Annotated in this window: 14 protein-coding genes; all 14 read left to right on the plus strand. The window is 71.7% G+C overall.

The genetic code is table 11. From position 1 onward, the window contains the following. Positions 1 to 336 precede the first annotated feature (336 nt). The 14 genes from ACRAKH_RS09820 to ACRAKH_RS09885 all read left to right on the plus strand — a co-directional run bounded on the left by ACRAKH_RS09820 (position 337) and on the right by ACRAKH_RS09885 (position 20,250). Complete coding sequence (locus tag ACRAKH_RS09820; protein ID WP_380721217.1) at positions 337 to 5,721, plus strand: ThuA domain-containing protein; 5,385 nt, start codon at positions 337 to 339, stop codon at positions 5,719 to 5,721. An 89-nt stretch (positions 5,722 to 5,810) separates the two neighbouring features. Then, entirely contained in the window at positions 5,811 to 6,005 is a 195-nt protein-coding gene (locus ACRAKH_RS09825; protein WP_380721220.1) for a hypothetical protein, read from the plus strand. Continuing rightward, positions 6,002 to 6,976 (plus strand): helix-turn-helix domain-containing protein, encoded by a 975-nt coding sequence (locus ACRAKH_RS09830; protein ID WP_380721223.1) that lies wholly within the window; start codon positions 6,002 to 6,004, stop codon positions 6,974 to 6,976. The genes ACRAKH_RS09825 and ACRAKH_RS09830 overlap by 4 nt, the downstream gene beginning before the upstream one ends. Positions 6,977 to 7,778: 802 nt before the next feature. Beyond that, positions 7,779 to 9,071, plus strand: coding sequence for an ROK family transcriptional regulator (locus tag ACRAKH_RS09835; RefSeq protein ID WP_380721226.1), 1,293 nt, complete (start codon positions 7,779 to 7,781; stop codon positions 9,069 to 9,071). After that, positions 9,068 to 10,582: a sugar ABC transporter ATP-binding protein gene (locus tag ACRAKH_RS09840; RefSeq protein WP_380721229.1), complete on the plus strand. Its 1,515-nt coding sequence runs from the start codon at positions 9,068 to 9,070 to the stop codon at positions 10,580 to 10,582. Before ACRAKH_RS09835 ends, ACRAKH_RS09840 begins: the two co-directional genes overlap by 4 nt. After that, on the plus strand, positions 10,579 to 11,616 hold the full coding sequence (locus ACRAKH_RS09845) for an ABC transporter permease (protein ID WP_380721232.1): 1,038 nt from the start codon (positions 10,579 to 10,581) through the stop codon (positions 11,614 to 11,616). The genes ACRAKH_RS09840 and ACRAKH_RS09845 overlap by 4 nt, the downstream gene beginning before the upstream one ends. 59 nt (positions 11,617 to 11,675) lie before the next feature. Continuing rightward, complete coding sequence (locus ACRAKH_RS09850) at positions 11,676 to 12,710, plus strand: substrate-binding domain-containing protein (protein ID WP_380721235.1); 1,035 nt, start codon at positions 11,676 to 11,678, stop codon at positions 12,708 to 12,710. 72 nt (positions 12,711 to 12,782) lie between these two features. Continuing rightward, positions 12,783 to 13,922, plus strand: coding sequence for a Gfo/Idh/MocA family protein (locus ACRAKH_RS09855; RefSeq protein WP_380721248.1), 1,140 nt, complete (start codon positions 12,783 to 12,785; stop codon positions 13,920 to 13,922). A gap of 25 nt (positions 13,923 to 13,947) precedes the next feature. Continuing rightward, positions 13,948 to 14,955: a sugar phosphate isomerase/epimerase family protein gene (locus ACRAKH_RS09860; protein WP_380721238.1), complete on the plus strand. Its 1,008-nt coding sequence runs from the start codon at positions 13,948 to 13,950 to the stop codon at positions 14,953 to 14,955. Between the two features lie 80 nt (positions 14,956 to 15,035). Continuing rightward, positions 15,036 to 15,944, plus strand: a complete 909-nt coding sequence (locus ACRAKH_RS09865; RefSeq protein ID WP_380721251.1) for a helix-turn-helix domain-containing protein — start codon at positions 15,036 to 15,038, stop codon at positions 15,942 to 15,944. 34 nt (positions 15,945 to 15,978) lie between these two features. Next, the gene (locus tag ACRAKH_RS09870) at positions 15,979 to 17,127 is read left to right on the plus strand and encodes an inositol-3-phosphate synthase (protein ID WP_380721241.1); all 1,149 of its coding nucleotides are present in this window, start codon (positions 15,979 to 15,981) and stop codon (positions 17,125 to 17,127) included. Beyond that, positions 17,124 to 17,978 carry an SCO3242 family prenyltransferase gene (locus ACRAKH_RS09875; RefSeq protein WP_447009753.1) on the plus strand — a complete coding sequence of 285 codons (855 nt, stop codon included), beginning with the start codon at positions 17,124 to 17,126 and terminating at the stop codon, positions 17,976 to 17,978. The genes ACRAKH_RS09870 and ACRAKH_RS09875 overlap by 4 nt, the downstream gene beginning before the upstream one ends. Further along, positions 17,975 to 19,402 carry an EboA domain-containing protein gene (locus tag ACRAKH_RS09880; RefSeq protein ID WP_447009754.1) on the plus strand — a complete coding sequence of 476 codons (1,428 nt, stop codon included), beginning with the start codon at positions 17,975 to 17,977 and terminating at the stop codon, positions 19,400 to 19,402. The genes ACRAKH_RS09875 and ACRAKH_RS09880 overlap by 4 nt, the downstream gene beginning before the upstream one ends. Then, a complete protein-coding gene (locus ACRAKH_RS09885; protein ID WP_447009755.1) occupies positions 19,402 to 20,250 on the plus strand; it encodes a TatD family hydrolase in 849 nt (282 codons plus the stop codon). Before ACRAKH_RS09880 ends, ACRAKH_RS09885 begins: the two co-directional genes overlap by 1 nt. The last annotated feature ends 35 nt before the right edge of the window (positions 20,251 to 20,285 follow it).

Below are 20,285 nucleotides of genomic sequence, written 5' to 3' on the forward strand. Positions count from 1 at the left end.
CCACGAGCCGCACTACTCCCATTGGGCGATTCGTGTGCACAGGCGTGTTAGCGCGAACATAGCTTTACCGACCACTTCTCAAAGGCGTGGACGAGGGTTGGCAGATCGGTTGTTCACGGTTGTTGGCCAGTTCCAGGATTGGCCATCTTGTCGCCTGTCCGTAACCTTGACCGCCTTCAAGAATGGTCATTAGTTTGTTGCCTCGACAGACGAACCGAGTGGTACAGACCACCGTTCGATCTTCGTAGTGCGGAGGGCTCAATGGTGAACTCACCCAGACCTGGCCGGATTCGACGGCGACGCTCCTGGCTGTCCGCGGTGGTGGTGGCGGCGCTGGTGGGATCGCTCGTCTCGCTGGCGATACCGGCGCGGGCGCATCCCGGCCACGGTGACGAGACGTTCAAGGCGCTGGTGTTCACCAAGACCGCGGGCTTCCGGCACCCGTCGATCGACGCCGGTGTCGCCGCGCTGCGGGAACTGGGCTCCACCCACGGTTTCACCGTGGACACGACGGAGGACTCGGGCGCCTTCACCGAGGCGAACCTGGCCCAGTACGAGGTGGTCGTGTTCCTCTCGACGACCGGTGACGTGCTGGGCGTCGACCAGCAGGTGGCGTTCGAGCGCTACATCAAGGCCGGTGGCGGGTTCGCGGGCGTGCACGCCGCGTCGGACACCGAGCACGACTGGGCCTGGTACGGGAACCTGGTGGGCGCGTACTTCGCCGGTCACCCGGACCCGCAGAACGCCAAGGTCAAGGTCACCGACCCCGCGCACCCCTCCACCGCGCACCTGCCGCAGTCGTGGCAGCGCTTCGACGAGTGGTACGACTTCCGCGCCGACCCGACGGCCAAGGTGCACGTGCTGGCCGAGCTGGACGAGACCAGCTACAGCGGCGGCGCGATGGGCACCAGCCACCCGATCGCCTGGTGCCAGGACTACGACGGCGGCCGGTCCTGGTACACCGGTCTCGGCCACACCGTCGAGTCGTACGCCGACCCCGCGTTCCGCGAGCACCTGCTCAAGGGCGTGCAGACGGCGGCGGGCGTCGTCGACGCCGACTGCTCGGCCACGCGCACCGACAGCTTCGACAAGGTCGCCCTCGACGACAACACCGCCAACCCGATGGAGTTGGCCATCGCCCAGGACGGTCGGGTCTTCTACATCGACCGGAACGGCGCGGTGAAGATCGTCCGCACGGACGGCGCGGTGGTCACCGCCGGGTCCCTCCAGGTCTACACCGGACAGGAGTTCGGCCTCCTCGGCCTGGCGCTGGACCCGGGCTTCGCCACGAACAACCACCTGTACCTGTACTACTCGCCCGCCGGCTCGCAGGCGATCGACCGGGTGTCCCGCTTCACCTTGTCCGGCGACACGATCGCCGCGGGCAGCGAGAAGGTGCTGCTGGAGATCACCACCCAACGGGACCAGTGCTGCCACGCCGGCGGCGCGATGGAGTTCGACAACGACGGCAACCTCTTCATCACCACGGGCGACAACACCAACCCGTTCGCCTCCGACGGCTACACGCCGATCGACGAGAGGCCGGACCGCGCGGCGTGGGACGCCCAGCGTTCCTCGGCCAACAGCGACAACCTCAACGGCAAGATCCTGCGGATCACGCCGCAGCCGGACGGCACCTACACCGTCCCCGCCGGCAACATGTTCCCGCCGGGCACCGCGAAGACCCGTCCCGAGATCTACGCGATGGGCTTCCGCAACCCCTTCCGCATCGGTCTGGACCCGCTGACCAACAAGCTCCAGGTCGCCGACTACGGCCCGGACGCCGGTGGCGCCAACCCCCAGCGGGGGCCGGACGGCCGGGTTGAGTGGAACATCGTCGACCGGCCGGGCTTCTACGGCTGGCCCTACTGCGTGGGCGCCAACACCCCCTACCACGACCACGACTTCGCCACCGGCGTGTCGGGCGCGGCGTTCGACTGCGCCGCCCCGGTCAACAACTCGCCCAACAACACCGGCATCACCCAGCTCCCGGCGGCGATCGGCACGCCGATCTGGCAGGGCAAGTCCTCCACCGGCACCCCGGAGATCGGCGGTGGCGGCGCGCCGATGGCGGGCGGCACCTACCGGTACGACGCGGACCTGGTCTCGGACCGCAAGTGGCCGGCCTACTGGGACGGCAAGGCGATGTGGGGTGACTGGAACGACGGCAGGCTGTTCTCGTTGCAGCTGTCCCCGGACGGCGCGAGCGTGTTCGACATCAACCGGATGCTGCCCGCGATGAGCTTCAACCGCGTGCACGCCATGCAGTTCGGCCCGGACGGCGCGCTGTACATCATCGAGTGGGGCTCCGGCTTCGGCGGCAACAACGCCGACAGCGGCCTCTACCGGATCGACTACGTGCGCGGCAACCGCGCCCCCGTGGCGGTGGCCAAGGCCGACCGCACCTCCGGGCACGCGCCGCTGACCGTGCGGTTCGACTCGTCGGAGTCGCGCGACCCGGACGGCGCCGCGATCACCGTGGCGTGGGACTTCGACGGCAACGGCACCACCGACAGCACCGAGGCGAACCCGAGCCACACCTACACGGCCAACGGCAACTACACCGCCCGCCTCACCGTGACCGACGCGGACGGCAAGTCCGCGTCCGCCAACGTCTCCATCGTCGTCGGCAACACCGCCCCGGTGATCACGCTGACCTCTCCGGTCGACGGCGGGTTCATCGACTTCGGCGACCAGGTGTCCTACCGCGTCACCGTCACCGACGCGGAGGACGGCACGGTCGACTGCCAGAACGTGGTCGTCCAACCGGCGCTGGGCCACGACGAGCACGCCCACGGCTACGAGCAGTACCGCGGCTGCGAGGGCCTGGCCGTCATGTCCGGCGACGAGGGCCACGCCGGCGCCAACATCTTCGGCGTCCTCACCGCGAAGTACACCGACAAGGGCGCGCCCGGCGTGGCGCCGCTGACCAGCGAGGCGATCCTCGTCCTGCAGCCCAAGCACAAGGAGGCGGAGTTCTACGAGGAGTCCGGCCGAGCCCCCGGCGGCGTCGGTGACGACGCGGCCGGTGTGCAGCGGGAGAACACCACCGACACCGGCGGCGGCCAGAACATCGGTTTCATCACCGACGGCGACTACTTCTCGCTCGCCCCGGCCAACCTCACCGGGATCGACCAGGTGCGCTTCCGCGTCGCCTCGGGTTCGGGCGGCGGTCTGGTCGAGATCAGGGTGGGCGCGCCGGACGGCCCGGTCGCCGGGACCGCGACGTTCGGCGGAACCGGTGGCTGGCAGAACTGGACCACGGTGACCGCCGAGCTCGCCGACAACCCGCCGGCCGGCTCGAAGCTGTACTTCGTCACCCGCCGGCCGCAGGGCAGCACCACCACCAGCTACCTCGCGAACATCAACTGGGTGGAGTTCGTCGGCCAGGGCGTCACGCACAACCGACGGCCCGCGGTCACCGTCACCGCCACCCCCACGTCGGGCACCGCACCGCTGAAGGTCGACTTCACCGCGACCGCCACCGACCCCGAGGGCGACGAGCCCATCCAGTACGCCTGGACGTTCGGCGACGGCGGCACCGGCACCGGGGCGACCACGAGCCACACCTACGCCACCGGCGGCACGTTCCGCGCGAAGGTCACCGCGACCGACGCCAGGGGCGCGAGCACCACCCAGGACGTGGAGATCAAGGTCGAGCGTTCGACGACGGACTGCTTCGGCGGCCGGTCGGACGACTTCCTCGGCACCTCGCTGGACCGGGGCCGGTGGACGACGGTCGTGCGGGAGAACCAGGACCTCGCCGTCCGCGACGGGCACCTGGTGATCCCGGCGTCGTCCACGGACATCTACGGCGCCGGCGGCAACACGCCGAACATCGTGCTCCAAGACCTGCCGGCCGGGCCGTTCGAGGCGACCACCAAGCTGACGCTGCCCGCTCGGCGGGGCTACCAGCAGGCGGGGCTGATCGTCTACGGCGACGACGACAACTACGCGAAGATGGTGCTGCAGGGGCGGAACACCGGCAGTGACGACGCGGCGAGCCGCATCTTCCAGTTCATCCGGGAGGAGAACGGCTCACCCAACGAGGTCGGCGAGTCCAACACCGCGCCGCTGGGCGCGCAGTACCCCGACACCGTCTGGGTCAGGTTCACCAGCGACGGCAGCACCCTGACCGCGTCCTACAGCGCGGACGGCCAGACCTTCACCACGATGCCGCAGACCAAGTCGCTCGCGGGCATCGCGCACCCGAAGATCGGCCTGCTGTCGTTGGCCGGGTACGACGACCGCCCGGTGGTGACGGCCCAGTTCGACACGTTCACCATCACCCCGGACACGACCGCCGTGGTCGACCCGAACGACGACTTCTCCGGTTCGTCGCTCGACGGCTGCCGCTGGAACGCCGTGGTGCGGCGCGACTCCAACGGCGTCGGGCTGGCCGACGGCAGCCTGCGCATCGACACCGGCGCCGGTGACATCTACGGCACGCCCAACGGCGCCCCGGCCAACTTCATCCTCCAGGACGCGCCGGAGGGCGACTGGACCATCGAGACGAAGGTGGACGGCTCGGCCCTGGACGAGCGGTACCAGCAGGCCGGGTTGATGGCGTACGTCGACGACGCCAACTACGTCAAGCTCGATTACCTCACCACGAACGCGCCGGGCTCGGCCGTGCAGCGGGGGATCGAGCTCCGCTCGGAGAGCGGTGACGTGGTCGGGCAGCCGCAACCCGGCGCCGGCCCGCTCGACCAGGGCGTGTGGCACCTGCGGCTGACCAAGTCGGGGGACACCTACACCGGCTCCTACAGCGCGGACGGGCAGGCCTGGACGTCACTGGAGCCCGTGGTCAACACCGCGCTCGCGGCCGGCGCGAAGATCGGCCTGTTCGCACTGGGCGGCCCGCAGACCGCGTCGAAGCCGGCGCGCTTCGACCACTTCAAGGTCGGCGGCGGCGACCGGACCGCGCCGGAGCTGGCGGTGGCGACCACCCCGGAAACGCCCACCGGCGCGAACGGGTGGTGGACCGGGCCGGTGACCGTGACCGCCACGGCCACCGACGACCGCCCGGGCCAGGTGTACGTGGAGTACCGGATCGGTGACGGCGGCTGGAGCGAGTACACCGCGCCGTTGTCGATCACCGAGGACGGCGCCCGCGCGGTGGCGTTCCGCGCCTCGGACACCGCCGGCAACACGTCCGGGGAGGAGTCGGTGACGGTCAGGCTCGACCGGACCGCGCCGGAGGTCTCGGCGCGGGCGGACGAGCCGTCCGGGTCCGAGGGCTGGTGGACGCGCGCGGTGTCGGTGTCGGCCTCGGCGGTCGACGGGGCCTCCGGCGACCCCGCGGTCGAGTACAAGGTCGACGACGGGACGTGGCAGCCCTACTCCGGCGCGGTGAGCATCGCCGACGCGGGGGCGCACCGGGTGGCCGTGCGGGCGACCGACGCGGCCGGCAACACCTCGGCGGAGAGCGTGCTCGACCTGAGGCTCGACACCGCGGCGCCCGTCACGTCCGCTCGGCGCGGCACGGCGGCCTCGCGGGTCCGGCTCGAGGCGGAGGACGACACCTCCGGCGTGGCCAAGACCGAGTACCGGATCTCCAACGGTCCGTGGCAGGTCTACCAGGGCGGGGAGATCAAGCTCCGGCCGAACGGCGTGGACGTCCTGGAGTACCGGTCGATCGACGTCGCGGGCAACGTCGAGGCCACCGGCCGCCACACCGGACAGCCCGGGCACAACCCGGACGCCCTGCCCCACCAGTGAGGACCGGGGGTGGCCCGCGCCGAGCGGGCCACCCCTCCACCCGGTCGCGGCCTGGCGGTCGTGGTTCTCCGCGGAGATCGAGGAGTGACATGAGAAGCACGCCTGTGCCGGCGCGCGCTCGCGGCGCGACCGCGCACCGGCTCACCGGGCGATCCGGCTCGCACGAGGTGGCGCTCACCGCGGCGGGTGGTTCGCCCGGCCCGACGGCCGGCGCGTGGTCGGTGGCCGAGTTCGAGCTCGCCGCGCGCACCGGGACGACACCAGTGGCGTCCGAGCAGTGGTGACCGGCGGGGAGTCGCGCGACCCGGACGGTCCCGGAGCAGCCGTCCCCCCTTCGCTCCGGGCCGTCCGGCTCGCCTTGGGCCTGTCGTCGCGCGCGGTCGCCGAGCAGGTGGGCGTCACCACCGCGTGCCTGCTGCGGTGGGAACGCCGCCAGCGCACGCCGTCGCCGGAGCTGGTGGCGGCACTGGCGGGCGTGCTGCGACTCCCGGTGGAGCAGGCGGCAGCCTTCTTCGCCGAGGGCACGGAGCACCCGCTCATGGACGACACGATGCCCGGCTACGCGCTGCGCGCGCTGCGCAAGGACCGGCGCGTGCCGCCTCGGAGCATCGCCGAAGCGCTGCGGGTCACCGTCCAGACCGTCTACAACTGGGAGCGCGGCGGTAGCCGGTTGCCCGTGCGACTGCTCGAACCCCTGGCGCGGTGCCTCGGGATGGGGATCGAGGAACTGGTCAAGGCGCTGCGAGCGGCACGCCGGGACACCAGGACCGTCGTCAGGTTGCGCGGGGAACTGGCGTCGCTGCGCGACACGGCCGGCTTCTCCCAGGCCCGCGTCGCCGACCTGCTCGGCGTCTCCCGCACCACCCTGCGCCGCTGGGAACGCGGCGAGGTGGTGCCGCCCTGGCAGGCCATCCGGCTCATGGCGACCCTCTACCAGGCGCCGCTGGCCGTCGTCGCGGCGGCGGCCAAGGCGGGCAAGCCGAGGTTCCTCGACCCGGAGAACTGGTTGCCGGGAGACCTGCCGGAGGTGTTGCGCGTGCTCCGGCAGTGGAACGGCCTCACCCAGGCCCAGGTCGCCGAGCACTGCGGCACCAGCACCGCCACGGTGCGGGGCTGGGAACGCGCCAGGCAGCGTCCGCGCCCCTCCCAGTGCCACCGCCTGGAGAGGCTCTACCGGCTACCGCACGATTCCCTGCTGCGCGCCTACCTCGCGGCGGCGCCGACGAGCGACCGGGTGAAGCGCGATGCCTGCTGATCCAGCCCGTCGGCGTCGTGACCTGACCGGCCTCGCGCCGCCGAATCCGCGATCGGGCCGAGGAAGCCGGTGTGCTGCTCCGCGCTCGCCGACGGACGAGTCGACCGCTGAGCGGGACTCCAGCGTGAGGGCGAACCCGAAACGCCGCGACATCCGGATGGAGCCCTTGGACCGAGTGTGAGGGAAAGCGGAGCCGCCGGCTCCGGAACGGCGGCTCCGGACGCGGTGATCGGCTTGTCGTCGAGCGTTGTGAAGCCAGAACTTAGTTGCGCGTTGTGGCCGCTTGGGCACAGGTTGCAAGACTATTCGGCTATGCGGAGATCCAACAATGAATTGGGAGCGCTCCCAGATTTCTTGATTTGCTTGCGGGCCCTGCGACAACGTGCGTCCGGTGCGGCTATTTCGATTCAGTAGTCCGTCTCGTATGGATCTTCATGACCTGTGACCTGCGCAGATCATTCGCCGGTCGATGATCGACGCACTGATCACGAAGAGATGATCAGTGGCGTAGAGAGATCCGCTTACGGTTTCTGTCCACTTCCAGAACTGACCGGTCGGCTGGTCCGGTTGCCCTTGACCGCCCATAAAGCGCTCATTAGTTTGTTGATCCGACAGACGAACGGTGTGGCGCGCAGCACATCGGTAACCGGAATGGAGGAGCTCGCCGGCAAGTCCGGTCGGACAGGTCCGCCCGGCTGATCGTCAACGCCGGCGATGCCGTGCGCGGGGTGCGGTCACCCCCGCCAAGCAAGACCACGTAATCCCGCAGTCGGTGACGGCTGCCCCCAACCCGAGGAGAGGTATGAGGAGCACGCCCACCCGTCTGCGTGCGGGCAGCTCGACCGCGGACCAGCTCACGGTCCGCCGCCACAACCTCTCGGTCGTGTTGTCGCACCTGCGGGACCGCGGTCCGCGGTCCCGGGCGCGGCTCGCCGAGGAGACCGGGTTGAACAAGGCGACCGTGTCGAGCCTCGTCGCCGAGCTGGTCGAGCGGGGCCTCGTCCGGGAGGGCGAGGTGGAGCGGGCCACCGTCGGACGTCCGGGCCAGTCCATCCAGCTCGACGGGGACCACGTGGTCGCCGTCGGCGCCGAGATCAACATCGACTACCTGTCGGTGCTGGTGCTCAGCCTGCGCGGGAGCGTGCTGGCGGAGAAGCGGCTCGCGCTCGACACCGCCAACGTGGAGCCCGCCCTGGTCCTGTCCCGGTTGGGGCGACTGCTGGGCACCGTGCTGCGCGGCCTGGCGAAGTCCGACATCAGGCCGGTCGGCCTGACCATCGCCGTCCCGGGCCTGGTCGAGGTCGACACCGGTGTCCTCCGAGTGGCCCCGAACCTCGGGTGGGCCGACGTCGCGGTCGTCGCCGAGATCCGCAGGCTGCTGGGCGATCCGCCCTACCCGGTGCTGCTGGACAACGAGGCGAACCTCGCCGCGCTGGCCGAGATCGAGGCCCAGGGTCCGGAGCGCAGCGCGGACCTGATCCTGCTCACCGGCGCGGCGGGCGTCGGCGGCGGCGTCGTCGCGGGCGGGCAGCTGCTGCGCGGCGCGTTCGGGTTCGCCGGCGAGGTCGGGCACATGAGGGTGCGTTCCGGTGGCCCGTTCTGCGGGTGTGGCCGCCAAGGCTGCTGGGAGGCGGTGGTCGGCCTCAACGCCCTGCTGACGGCCGCCGCGTCGGAGCACGACCCGGTGCGCGACCCGTCGCTGGACGTGGAGCAGCGGCTCGCCGAGATCGGCAGCCGCGCCCGGTCGGGCGATGAACGCGTCCTGTCCGCCATCGCCGAGATCGACCACTGGCTCGCGGTCGGCGCGGGCATCCTGGTCAACGTCTTCAACCCGCAACTGCTGGTGCTGGGCGGCTACTTCGCCGCCCTGCAGCCGTGGATCGCCGGTTCCCTGCGCGATGAGTTGCGCCGGCACGTCTTCGCCGCCGACGCGGGTGGCACGCGCGTGGCGTTCTCGACGCTCGGCTTCTCCGGTTCCCTGCGCGGTGGGGCGTCGCAGGTGCTCGACCGCGTGTTTCAGGACCCCACCCTCGTCGAGCCGATCGGTGGAGACCGCGTCGCCCACGAGGACGTAGCACAGGAGGAAACGGTATGACGACCGATGCGGTCCCGCTGCTGTCGGTCCGGGACGTCGTGAAGCGCTTTCCGGGCGTCACCGCGCTGGGCGGGGTGGACTTCGACGTCCGCGCGGGCGAGGTGCACTGCCTGCTCGGGCAGAACGGCGCGGGCAAGTCGACTCTGATCAAGGTGCTGGCGGGCTCGCACCGCCCCGACGAGGGTGAGCTGCGTTGGCGGGGCGAGGTGGTCTCGTTCGGTAGCCCGCAGGACGCGATGGACACCGGTATCGGGGCCATCCACCAGGAGCTGGACCTGGTCGCCGGACTGTCGGTCGCGGACAACGTCTTCCTCGGCCATGAGTTGTCCACCGCGGGGTTCACGCGTCGGGGCGTCGCGCGGCAGCGGACCCGTGCGCTGCTGGAACTCCTCGGGCACCCCGACATCCCGCCGGAGCACGAGGTGGGCCGGTTGTCCGCGGCGAACCAGCAGATCGTCAGCATGGCCCGCGCGCTGTCCCGGGACAGCCGGTTGCTGATCATGGACGAGCCGTCGGCCGTGCTGGACCAGGACGAGGTGCGGACCCTGTTCCGGGTGATCCGGGAGTTGACCGCCCAGGGCGTCGCCATCGTCTACATCTCCCACCGCATGGAGGAGATCCGCGAGATCGGCGACCGCGTCACCGTCCTCAAGGACGGCCGCACCGTCGCGACCGGCCTTCCCGCCCGCGAGGTGCGCACGGCGGAGTTGATCAAGCTCATGACGGGCCGGGACGTGCAGTACGTGTTCCCCGAGCGCAAGCCGCCCGCTCCCGACGCGCCCGCCGTGCTGACCGTGCGCGGGCTGGCGGGGTCGGGCCGGTTCTCCGGGGTGGACCTCACCGTCCACGCCGGTGAGGTGGTCGGGATCGCGGGACTGGTGGGTTCCGGGCGCTCGGAGATCCTGGAAACCGTGTACGGGGCCCGCAAGTCCTCCTCGGGCACGGTCGAGGTGGACGGCAGGAGCCTGCGGCGCGGCTCGGTGGGCGCCGCCGTGCGCGCCGGGATCGGGTTGTGCCCGGAGGAGCGCAAGAGCCAGGGGCTGCTGCTCGACCAGGCCGTCTACCGCAACATCACCGTCTCCACGTTGCCCGCGTTCGCCCGGTTCGGGTTCCTGGACAACGGCGCCGAACGTGTTCGCTCCACCGAGCTGGTGGAGGCGTTGGACGTGCGTCCGTCCGGTGTGGACCGTGCCGTGCGCACGTTGTCGGGCGGCAACCAGCAGAAGGTCGTGCTGGCCCGGTGGTTGCTGCGCGAGTGCCGGGTGCTGCTGCTGGACGAGCCGACGCGCGGGGTGGACGTCGGCGCGCGCAGCGAGATCTACGAACTGATCCGGGACCTGGCCGACCGGGGCGTGGCCGTGCTGGTCGTGTCCAGCGACGTCGAAGAGGTCCTCGGCCTGTCCGACCGCGTCCTGGTGCTGCGGGAAGGACGCGTGGTCCACGAAGGCCCGGCCGATGAGCTGGACGAGCACCGGGTTTTGGACCTGGTCATGGAAGGAAGCGCCGCATGAACAAGAACACCGCCACCGCCACCGCCCCCCGCACCGGCGGACCGCCCGCCGGGAGCGCCCCGAGACGGGGGGTGAGCGCGCTGCTCGGGTCCGCCGCGGGCCGCAACACCGGCCTGGTCGTCGCCCTGGTCCTGCTGTGCCTGGTCGGCGTGATCACCGCCGGCGACCGGTTCGCGCACGTGGACAACCTGCTCACCATCCTGCGTCTGGCCTCGGTCATCGGCGTGGTCAGCATCGGCATGACGTTCGTGATCACCGGCGGGGGCATCGACCTGTCCGTCGGCGCGATCGTGGCGCTGTCCTCGGTGTGGGCGACCACCCTGGCCACCCAGACCGTGGCACGGGACTTCCACTGGTCGGCGCTGGTGTTCACCGCACTGGCCGTCGGCGCCGGGTGCGGCGTGGTCAACGGCCTGCTCATCGCCTACGGGCGGATCGTGGCGTTCATCGCGACGCTGGCGATGCTCGCCGCCGCGCGGGGCCTGGCCGAGATCATGTCCAACCGCAAGACGCAGATCGTGGACGTGCCGGGTTTCACCGCGTTCTTCGACGCCTCGGTGCTCGGCGTGCCCGTCCTGATCATCATCTTCGCCGTGGTCGCGGTCATCGGGTGGGTGGTGCTCAACCGCACGACGTTCGGTCGCCGCACCTACGCCGTGGGCGGCAACCCCGAGGCCGCCCGGCTGGCCGGCATCAACGTGCGGCGGCACACCGTGCTGCTCTACACGTTGCTGGGCGTCTGCTGCGGCATCGCCGCGGTCATGCTCATCGCCCGCACCACCACCGGCAGCTCCACCCACGGCGGCCTCTACGAACTCGACGCCATCGCCGCGGTCGTCATCGGCGGCACGCTGCTGTCGGGTGGGCGGGGCACGATCGCGGGCACCGTGTTCGGTGTCCTGATCTTCACCACGCTGTCCAACGTGTTCACCCTCAACAACCTCTCGATCTCCGCGCAGGCCGTCGCCAAGGGCGCGATCATCGTCATCGCCGTCCTGCTGCAACAGCGACTGGCCCGCCGCAGCGGCGCTTGACCGCCGCACCGCATCGCTTCCGCCCCCTCTCTCCGCCGCCACCTTTCAGGAGTACCGCCATGTCCCGTACCAGAACCACCTCCTTGCTCGCCGTGCTCGCCGCGGGAGCGCTGCTCACCGCGTGCACCGGCAACACCCCCGCTCCCGCTGCCGGCAGCGGCGATCAGGGCGGCGCCCGGGTCGCCAACGACGAGCCCGGCGAGAAGGTCGTCATCGGGTTCTCCGCGCCCGCCGCGGACCACGGCTGGATGGCGGCCATCTCCAACGCCGCCAAGACCGAGGCCGAGAAGTACTCCGACGTGGAGCTGAAGGTCGTCGAGGGCACCAACGACGTCAACCTCCAGATCAGCCAGGTCGAGACGTTCATCAACGACAAGGTCGACGCGATCGTGCTGCTGCCCTTCGACGGCGCGGCGCTGACCCCGGTGGCGCTCAAGGCGATGAAGGCCGGCATCACGGTGATCAACGTCGACCGCGAGTTCGACAGCCCGTTCGCCGCGCGTTCGACCGTGCTGGGCGACAACTACGGCATGGGCGTCTCGGCGGGCACCTACGTGTGCGAGAAGCTGAAGGGCAAGCCCGACGCCGTCGTCGCCGAGATCGCCGGCATCGACTCGCTCCCGTTGACGCAGGACCGCAGCAAGGGCTTCGCCGACGCCCTGCGCGAGTGCGGGCTGAACGTGGACAACCGGGTCGCGGCCGAGTTCACCGTGGAGAGCGGGGAGCGGGCCGCCGCGAACCTGCTGCAGGCCGCGCCGCGCATCGACGCGATCTGGAACCACGACGACGACCAGGGCATCGGCGTCAGCGCCGCCATCAAGAACTCCGGCCGCGGTGAGTTCTTCCTGATCGGCGGGGCGGGGTCGGCCAACGTGATGCGCGAGATCAAGGCCGACAACGGCCTGCACAAGGCCACCGTCGTCTACCCGTCCACCCAGGGCGCCGACGGCATCCGCCTGGCCCGCCTGGCCGTGCAGGGCAAGAGCCTGGGCGACCTGGTCGAGGTCGAGGTGCCCCGTCAGGTCGAGCTGTTCGCGCCGGTCGTCACCAAGGACAACGTCGACCGCTACCTGCCCACCGCGTTCGAGTCCTGAGCGTGAGCGGACCGCTGTGAGGAGAGCACTGTGACGACACTCGACGGGACGACACCGGCGCTGGGCGTGGCGATGGTCGGCCACTCGTTCATGGGAGCCGCCCACTCCCAGGCGTGGCGGGTCGCGCCCCGGTTCTTCGACCTTCCGCTGCGACCGGTGATGGCCGTGGTGTGCGGCCGCGACCGGGCGCGCACCGAGGCGGCCGCCGTCCGCCTCGGCTGGGCGCACGCCGAGACCGACTGGAAGGCGCTGCTGGACCGCGACGACGTGCAGGTGGTCGACATCTGCACGCCGGGCGACACGCACGCCGAGATCGCCGTCGCCGCGCTGGAGGCGGGCAAGCACGTGCTGTGCGAGAAGCCGCTGGCCAACAGCGTCCTGGAGGCGCAGGTGATGGCCGACGCCGCTGAACGCGCGGCCGAACAGGGCGTGCGAGCGATGGTGGGGTTCACCTACCGGCGCGTGCCGGCGATCTCGCTGGCCAGGGACCTGGTCGCGCAGGGCCGGTTGGGTCGGATCCACCACGTGCGGGCGCAGTACCTCCAGGACTGGATCGTCGACCCCGCCGCGCCGCTGTCCTGGCGGTTGCAGAAGGAGAAGGCGGGATCGGGCGCGCTGGGCGACATCGGCGCGCACATCGTCGACGCCGCCCAGTTCATCCTCGGCGACACCATCCACGAGGTGTCCGGGACGCTGCAGACCTTCGTGACCGAACGCCCGCTGGCCGCCGAGCACGCGGGCCTGTCCGGCACCGCCTCGTCGGCCGGGACCGGTCCGGTCACGGTGGACGACGCGGCGCTGTTCCTGGCCCGGTTCACCGGCGGCGCGCTCGGCACGTTCGAGGCCACCCGGTTCGCCAACGGCCGCAAGAACGCCATCCGCATCGAGATCAACGGCTCCGCCGGCAGCCTCGCGTTCGACTTCGAGGACATGAACGTCCTGCACTTCTTCGACGGCACCGAGGACGCGGGGGTGGCGGGCTTCCGCCGCATCGTGGTCACCGAGCCGCAACACCCGTACGTCGACGCCTGGTGGCCCGCCGGCCACGGCCTGGGCTACGAGCACGCGTTCACCCACCAGGCCGTCGACCTCGTCCGCGCCATCGCCGCGGACACCGACCCGACCCCGACGTTCGCCGACGGGCTGCAGGTGCAGCGCGTCCTGGCCGCCGTCGAGGACAGCTCCGCCAGCCGCACCTGGCACGCCGTCTGACGACCTTCGGCACTGGGAGAGACCAATGGCACGTCCGATCACGCTGTTCACCGGCCAGTGGGCCGACCTGCCGTTCGAGGAAGTCGCCCGCCTGGCGGGCGAGTGGGGCTACGACGGCCTGGAGATCGCCTGCTGGGGCGACCACCTCGACCCGTGGCGAGCCGCCGAGGACGACGACTACGTCGCCGACCGCCTCGCGATCCTCGCCAAGCACGACCTCAAGGTGTGGACGATCTCCAACCATCTCACCGGCCAGGCCGTCTGCGACGACCCGATCGACGAGCGGCACAAGGGCATCCTGTCCTCCCGCATCTGGGGCGACGGAGACCCGGAGGGCGTGCGGCAGCGCGCGGCCGAGGAGATGAAGGTGACCGCGCGGGCCGCCGCACGGCTCGGCGCGGGCACCGTCGTCGGCTTCACCGGCTCGTCGATCTGGAAGACGGTCGCGATGTTCCCGCCCGTGCCGGCCTCGATGATCGACGCCGGGTACGCCGACTTCGCCGACCGCTGGAACCCGATCCTCGACGTGTTCGACGAGGTCGGCGTCCGCTTCGCGCACGAGGTGCACCCGTCCGAGATCGCCTACGACTACTGGACCACCGTCCGGGCGTTGGAGGCGATCGGGCACCGTCCCGCGTTCGGCCTCAACTGGGACCCGTCGCACTTCGTGTGGCAGGACCTCGACCCGGTCGGCTTCCTGTGGGACTTCCGCGACCGCATCTACCACGTCGACTGCAAGGACGCCCGCCGCCAGGTCGGCGACGGGCGCAACGGCCGCCTCGGCTCCCACCTGCCGTGGGCCGACCCCCGCCGCGGCTGGGACTTCGTCTCCACCGGACGCGGCGACGTGCCGTGGGAGCGGTCCTTCCGCATGCTCAACAGCATCGGCTACGACGGACCCATCAGCGTCGAGTGGGAAGACGCCGGCATGGACCGGCTGCTCGGCGCCCCCGAAGCGCTGGAGTTCGTGCGCAAGCACGCCTTCGACGCGCCCGCGGCTTCCTTCGACGCGGCGTTCTCCAGCGGCGACTGACGGCGGCGACGATGGTGTCCGTTTCCGGGGAGCACCCCCCGAGGGAGATCGGTGCGCCGACCGCGTCCTCGTTGCGATCCGTGCGGCTGCACCTCGGCCTCACGTCGCGCGAGGTGGCGGAGAGGATCGGGGTCACGCCGGCGTGCCTGTTGCGCTGGGAGCGCCGGCAGCGCACACCCGCCCCGGTGCTGGCGTCCGCGCTCGCGGAAGTCCTCCGCCTGGACCGGGACCGGGTGACCGCGTTCTTCGCCGAAGGACCGGAACACCCGTCCATCGACGACACCCTGCCCGGACGTGGGCTGCGGGCACTCCGCAGGGACCGCGGTGTGCCCGCCAGGCACATCGCGGACGCCCTGGGCGTCACGGTCAGGATGGTCTACAACTGGGAGAGGGGCGGCAGCAGGCTGCCGGCACGGCTGCTCGCCCCGCTCGCCGAGTGCCTCGGTGTCACGCCGGAGGAACTGGTTCGGGCGTTGCGCGACTCGCCACGCGGCGCGCGGACCGTGGTGCGGCTGAGCGGCGACCTGGCCCGGTTGCGCGCGCGGGCCGGTTGCTCGCAGGCCAAGGTCGCGGACCTGCTCGGCGTCTCGCGCACCACGTTGCGCGGCTGGGAGCGGGGCGAGGCGGTGCCCCCCTGGCCCGCCATCCGGCAGTTGGCCGCCTTGTACGAGGTGTCGGTGTCCGCGCTGGCGACAGCGGCCAGGGCCGGCAAACCCGGGTTCCTCTCGCCGGAGACGTGGCGGCAGGGCGACTTGTCGGAGGTGCTGCGCCTGCTGCGGCAGTGGAACGGCCTGACCCAGGCGCAAGTGGCGCAGCGGTGCGCCACCAGCACCGACTCGGTGCGGGGTTGGGAACACGGCAGGCAACACCCGGGCCCCTACGCCCGCCGCCGCTTGGAGTCGCTGTACCGGCTGGAGCCCGACTCCCTGCTGCGGGCCTACGCCGAGCCACCGCCTTCGAGCGCCCGTGCCGTCCAGGACGCGTCCTGACCAGGACCCACCATCGACCAGAAGAGGAGACGCCGTGGTGCGACGAAGGACCGGGCTGTGGTTGATCGGCGCGCGTGGCTCGGTCGCCACCACGGCGATCAGCGGTTTGGTGGCGGTGCGCGAAGGGCTCGCACCGCCGGTCGGCTGCGTCACCGAACTGCTCGAAGCGGACCTGCCGCCGTGGGACTCGCTGGTCGTCGGTGGGCACGACGTGGTGGACACGCCGCTGGTCAAGCGGGCCGAGGCACTGGCCGGATCGGGCGTGCTGCCGCACCACCTGCCGTCGGCGATCGCGGACGGGCTGAACGCCGTGGACGCGGAGGTCCGGCCGGGCTACGACCCGCTCACGCACCGGGGCAGCCAGGCCGAGGCGATCGAGCGGTTGGCGGCCGACATCACCGACTTCCGGGACCGGCACGACCTGGCGCGGGTCGTGGTGGTCAACGTCGCCTCCACGGAACCACCGGTGCGGGCCCTGCCCGAGCACGACGACCTCGACGCGCTGGAGCAGGCGCTGCGCGATCCCGCCCGGATCGTGCTGCCGCCCAGCTCGGTGGCCGCGTACGCGGCGCTGAGCGCCGGGTGTCCGTTCGTGGACTTCACCCCGTCCACCGGTGTGGTGCTTCCCGCCTTGGACCAGCTCGCCCACCGGATGGGTCTGCCCTACGCGGGCCGGGACGGCAAGACGGGGGAGACGTTGCTGCGCACGGTGCTCGCGCCGATGTTCGTGGCGCGGGGACTGCGGGTCCTGTCGTGGTCGGGCACGAACCTGCTGGGCGGCGGTGACGGCGCGACGTTGGAGGACCCGGCGCACGCGGACAGCAAGCTGGTGTCGAAGGCGCGGGGTCTGGCCGCGCTGCTCGGTGACGACGTCACCGCGCCGCTGCACATCGACAACGTCCCCGACCTGGGCGAGTGGAAGACGGCGTGGGACCACGTGTCGTTCGAGGGGTTCCTCGGCGCGCGGATGTCCCTGCAACTCACGTGGACCGGCCTGGACTCCGCCCTGGCCGCCCCGCTCGTGCTCGACCTGGCCCGGCTGGTGGCCGCCGCGCACGCCGCCGGCCGGGTCGGCGCGCAAGGCGCGCTCGCGTTCTTCTTCAAGGACCCGCTCGGCAGCGACGAGCACCGGTTCGCCGAACAGACCCGTGACCTGCACCGCTGGGCGCGGGAGCTGGGGTGAGGGCCTACGCGGAACTCGTCCGTGCGCCCGCCGCGCTGACCGTGCTCGGTGACACGCTCGTCGGCGCGGCGGCGGCCGGTGTGCCGCTGCGGGGCAGGCGTTTGCTGCTGCCGTTGTCGTCGGTGGCGCTGTACTGGTCCGGCATGGCGCTCAACGACTGGGCCGACCGCGCGTTGGACGCCGTCGAGCGCCCGGAGCGCCCGATCCCGTCCGGCCGGGTGAGCCCCCGCGCCGCGCTGGGAACCGCCGTCGCCCTCAGCGCGGCCGGGCTCGGGCTCGCCGCGGTGGCGGGCGGACGGGACGCCTTGGCCGTCGCGGTGCCGCTCACGGCGGCGGTGTGGTCCTACGACACGGTCCTCAAGGACACCAAGGCCGGGCCTCTGGCGATGGCCGCGTGCCGCGCACTCGACGTGCTCCTGGGCTCGGGACGCGGACGCGCCGCGGCCGCACTGCCCGGGGCAGCCGTCATGGCCGCTCACACGCTGGGCGTGACGGTGCTCGCGCACGGCGAGGTCCGCGGTGCGTCACCCGCCGTCGCGCGCGCGGTCCTCGGCGCCACCGCGGTGACCGCGGCGACGCCGGTCGCCCTCCCGACGCGGACCCGGCGGCACCGGACCGGCGCCCTCGCCGGGGCGGTCGCCTACGCCACGACGGTCGGGCGAGCCCAACTCCGAGTGGTGCGAGACCCCGGCGCGGGCACGGTCCGGTCCGCCACGAAAGCGGGCGTCCACGGCATGGTGCCGTTGCAGTGCGCCCTGGTGGCAGGAGCCGGGTCAACGGCCGTCGCGGCCGGCCTCGCACTCGTCCTCCCCCTCGTCCGCGCGCTGAGCAGGAAGGTGACGCCCGCATGACCTTCGAGCTGGGGTACGGCACGAACGGCTTCGCCAACCACCGGCTGGACGACGCGCTCGCGGTGATCGCCGACCTCGGCTACACCGCCGTGGCGCTGACCCTCGACCACCACCACCTCGACCCGTTCGCCCCCGGCCTCGCCCGGCGCACCGACCGCGTGGCGGCACGGTTGTCGGCCCTGGGACTGCGGGTGGTGGTCGAGACCGGTGCGCGGTACCTGCTCGACCCGCACCGCAAGCACCACCCCACCCTGGTCGACCGCGAGTGGGAGGTCAGGGCGGACTTCCTGGTGCGGGCCGCGGAGATCGCCGCCGCGCTCGGCGCCGACTGCGTGTCGTTCTGGTCCGGTGTCGTGCCCGCGGACACCGACCCCGACCAGGCGTGGGCGAGGCTCCGATCGGGGGTGGCCGAAGTGCTCGACGGCGCGGCCCGGTTCGGGGTCCGCCTCGGCCTGGAGCCGGAGCCCGGGCACCTCGTCGAACGCCTCGACGACGCGCTGCGGCTGCGCACCGACCTCGGCTCGCCGGAGCCCTTGGGCGTCACGCTCGACGTCGGCCACTGCGTCGCCGTGGAGCGCGACACGGCCGCGGCGTGCATCCACCGCGCCGGGGACCTGCTGGTCAACGTGCAGCTGGACGACATGGTGCCCGGCCTGCACGAGCACCTGGAGTTCGGTGAGGGCGCGTTGGACCTGCCGGCCACCCTCGTCGCGCTGGAGGAGATCGGGTATCGGGGGATCGCCGCGGTGGAGCTACCCCGGCACAGTCACGCCGCGCCGGAGGTGGCCCGCGAGGCCATGAGCGCGCTGCGCGCGGCAATGCCACAACCGGTGGCGGGCCACCCGTGGCTCGTCGAGGCGGAGCGGACCGTGCGTTCCGAACCGGGCGCGATCCGGGCGTTCTTCCCCGTGGCGGGGCGAATGGTGGGCCGCACGCCGCTGCGCGCCGCGACCGATCCGCTGGGCGTGGTCCACGGGACCGCCGACGACCTGGCCCGCGCCAGGCTGGTGGCCGCCTACGCGTCGGCGACCGGGCCGGAGGAGTTGGCCACTGTGCTGGTCGAGCTGTACCGCTTCGGTGACGACGCGGAACGACGTGGCGTGCTGCGCGCGCTCGCCTCGGTCGGGGACGAGGTGCCGGCGGCCGGGGTCGAGCTGGTCAAGGACGCGTTGCGCACCAACGACACCAGGCTCGTGGCGGCGGCACTCGGACCGTTCGCCGCCGAACACCTCGACGCCCACGCCTGGCGGCACGGCGTGCTCAAGTGCCTGTTCACGGGTGTCCCGCTGACCGTCGTGGCGGGGCTCGACCGGCGCGTCGACGAGGAGTTGCGACGAATGGTCGGCGCGTTCGCCGACGAACGCCGTGCCGCGGGGCGTGCCGTGCCCGATGACGCGCTCGACTTGCTGAGGAGCGAACCCTGATGCGCATCTTCGACCCGCACATCCACATGACGTCCCGCACCACTGACGACTACGAGGAGATGTACGCGGCCGGTGTGCGGGCGGTGGTCGAGCCCGCGTTCTGGTTGGGTCAACCGCGCACGAACGTCGGGTCGTTCACCGACTACTTCGACTCGCTGATCGGCTGGGAGAGGTTCCGCGCGGCGCAGTTCGGCATCCGCCACTACTGCGCGATGGCGTTGAACCCCAAGGAGGCCAACGATCCGCGCTGCGCCGGCGTCCTCGACGTGCTGCCGCGCTACCTGGCCAAGGACGGCGTGGTCGCGGTCGGCGAGGTCGGGTACGACTCGATGACGCCGGAGGAGGACGAGGCGTTCGCGCGGCAGCTGGAACTGGCCGTGCGCTACGGGTTGCCCGCCCTGGTGCACACCCCCCACCGGGACAAGCTCACCGGGACGCGGCGGACGCTGGACGTGATCCGGGAATCCGGCTTGTCGCCCGAGCGGGTGGTCATCGACCACCTGAACGAGACGACGGTGAGTGCCGTGGCCGATTCGGGGTGCTGGATGGGCTTCTCCATCTACCCGGACACCAAGATGGACGAGCGCCGCATGGTGGCGATCCTGCGCGAGTACGGCACCGACCGCGTGCTGGTGAACTCCGCGGCGGACTGGGGCCGGTCCGATCCGCTCAAGACCCAGCGCACCGGACGTGCCATGCTCGCCGCCGGCTTCGACCAGTCCGATGTGGACAAGGTGCTCTGGCTCAACCCCATCGCGTTCTACGGGCAGAGCGGGCGCCTGGAGATGGACGACGCCGAAGTGCACGGCACGTTCGCGGGCAACTCGATCCTGCGCGGTGGGTCGTGATCCCGGCGTACTGCACCAACGTGCACGCGGCCGAC

Source organism: Saccharothrix hoggarensis (assembly GCF_052936025.1).

What these genes read in the sequence shown, in the direction of transcription:
- ACRAKH_RS09880 (WP_447009754.1), top strand. Translation starts at nt 17,975, where the DNA reads ATGACCTTCGAGCTGGGGTACGGCACGAACGGCTTCGCCAACCACCGG.
- ACRAKH_RS09840 (WP_380721229.1), top strand. Translation starts at nt 9,068, where the DNA reads ATGACGACCGATGCGGTCCCGCTGCTGTCGGTCCGGGACGTCGTGAAG.
- ACRAKH_RS09845 (WP_380721232.1), top strand. Translation starts at nt 10,579, where the DNA reads ATGAACAAGAACACCGCCACCGCCACCGCCCCCCGCACCGGCGGACCG.
- ACRAKH_RS09860 (WP_380721238.1), top strand. Translation starts at nt 13,948, where the DNA reads ATGGCACGTCCGATCACGCTGTTCACCGGCCAGTGGGCCGACCTGCCG.
- ACRAKH_RS09850 (WP_380721235.1), top strand. Translation starts at nt 11,676, where the DNA reads ATGTCCCGTACCAGAACCACCTCCTTGCTCGCCGTGCTCGCCGCGGGA.
- ACRAKH_RS09835 (WP_380721226.1), top strand. Translation starts at nt 7,779, where the DNA reads ATGAGGAGCACGCCCACCCGTCTGCGTGCGGGCAGCTCGACCGCGGAC.
- ACRAKH_RS09825 (WP_380721220.1), top strand. Translation starts at nt 5,811, where the DNA reads ATGAGAAGCACGCCTGTGCCGGCGCGCGCTCGCGGCGCGACCGCGCAC.
- ACRAKH_RS09855 (WP_380721248.1), top strand. Translation starts at nt 12,783, where the DNA reads ATGGTCGGCCACTCGTTCATGGGAGCCGCCCACTCCCAGGCGTGGCGG.
- ACRAKH_RS09885 (WP_447009755.1), top strand. Translation starts at nt 19,402, where the DNA reads ATGCGCATCTTCGACCCGCACATCCACATGACGTCCCGCACCACTGAC.